The 1,386-nt window shown below is 74.8% G+C and carries 1 protein-coding gene and 1 pseudogene; both read right to left on the reverse strand.

Going from position 1 to position 1,386, the window contains the following annotated elements; translation table 11 throughout:
- Positions 1–475 (reverse strand): annotated as a pseudogene (locus ACSW7Y_RS17190) (hypothetical protein); the annotation flags it as partial.
- Positions 472–1,236 (reverse strand): C40 family peptidase, encoded by a 765-nt coding sequence (locus tag ACSW7Y_RS17195; RefSeq protein ID WP_438127437.1) that lies wholly within the window; start codon positions 1,234–1,236, stop codon positions 472–474. The gene ACSW7Y_RS17195 and the pseudogene ACSW7Y_RS17190, both read right to left, overlap by 4 nt.
- Between the last annotated feature and the right edge of the window lie 150 nt (positions 1,237–1,386).

Genomic DNA, 1,386 nt, shown 5'->3' on the forward strand with positions numbered 1-1,386 from the left:
GGCCGGACCCGCCGACCAGGGCGGGGCCGGCGAGCAGGGCGGCGAGCGGGTCCGTCGACGGGGCCGGAGCGGCATCCGGCGAGACCTCGTTGCCGGTGCCCGGTGCGGACGTGGCGGTGCCGGCGCCGGACGGCGTCGTGACCACGTCGGTGGCGGCGCCGCCACCGGTGCCGGTGCCGGTGTCGCGGTCACGGGCGTCGCGGTCACGGGCGTCTCCGGCGACCGTGTCCGTGGTGCTCGGACCGGTCCCACCCGTGGCTCGCGCGTGCACACCGTCCGGTCGACGAGTGGTGTGCCGCGGGCTGGTCGTGCCGGCGGACTCCGTGGAGGGATCGCGGGGCCGCTGGTCGACGGACCGGGCACCCGCGCCCGCGAGGACGTCGCCGAACGCTGCTCCTCCGTCCCCAGGACGGGCGGACGGGGTGCGTGCGGGCGACACCGTGGTCGGCGGAGTGGTCGCGATCATCGTGGTCATGCGGCGCTCCCGGACTGCATCAGGGCCATCAGTGCGGCGGTCTGAAGGTCCGTGCCGGACCCCGCGGTCCTCGACCCCGTGGCGCCGGCGCTGCCGACCGCGGCCGTCCGGGCGGCGTCCTGGGCGGACGGCACGATGCGGCGGATCGTGGCGATGTCGGCATCGGAGTACCAGTTGTCCACGATCCGGACGTCCTTGCCCGGCCGCGGTGCGTGCAGGACCTTGCCGTCGCCCACGTAGATCACGATGTGCTGTTCCCCCTTCGGCACGATGAGGTCGCCGGGCTGCGCGTCCTTGAGTGACCCGACCGGGACACCCATCTCCGCCTGGTCCGGCACGACCCGCGGCATGGTGACGCCGAGGTCCTTGAAGACGGTCTGCACGAGGCCGGAGCAGTCCATGCCGGCCGTCGTGGTGCCGCCGAAGACGTACGGGACGCCGAGGTACTTCTTCGCGTCGGCGACCACGTCGGCCCCGGTCGCGCCGCTGCCGGTGGCGACGGTGCCCTTCCCGGCGTCGACCGAGGTGGCGGGTGTCGCACCGGCGAGCCCGGCGGCAGCGGAGAGGCCGGAGGCGCCGGCTGCGCCGGTCGATCCGGTTCCCGACCCGTTCGCGGTGGCGAGGGCGTCGGCGAACGCCGTCGACGCGTCGGCGGACGCAGCGGAGTCGGCGGACGAGGTCGCGGCGACCGTCCCCGTCCGCAGGGCGTCGATCTGGCCCTGGATCTCGGAGATCCGGGAGAGCACGGCGTCGACACTCATCGGGCACCACCTTCCGCGCGGGTCCGTGCCGCGATCTCGTCGAGGGCGTTCTGTTCGGTGCGGAGCTCTTCCGCGGTGGCCGCGACGGTGTGCTGTTCCTCGAGCTTCTCGAGCCCGAGGGCGGCACGGCGGGCGGCGTTGTAGTCCTCC

Origin of the sequence: Curtobacterium flaccumfaciens (assembly GCF_051548005.1) — a bacterium.
Lineage (GTDB): Bacteria > Actinomycetota > Actinomycetes > Actinomycetales > Microbacteriaceae > Curtobacterium.

Bases quoted from the DNA above. Each gene is read 5' to 3' on its own strand.
- ACSW7Y_RS17195 (WP_438127437.1), bottom strand. From the start codon at position 1,236: ATGAGTGTCGACGCCGTGCTCTCCCGGATCTCCGAGATCCAGGGCCAG.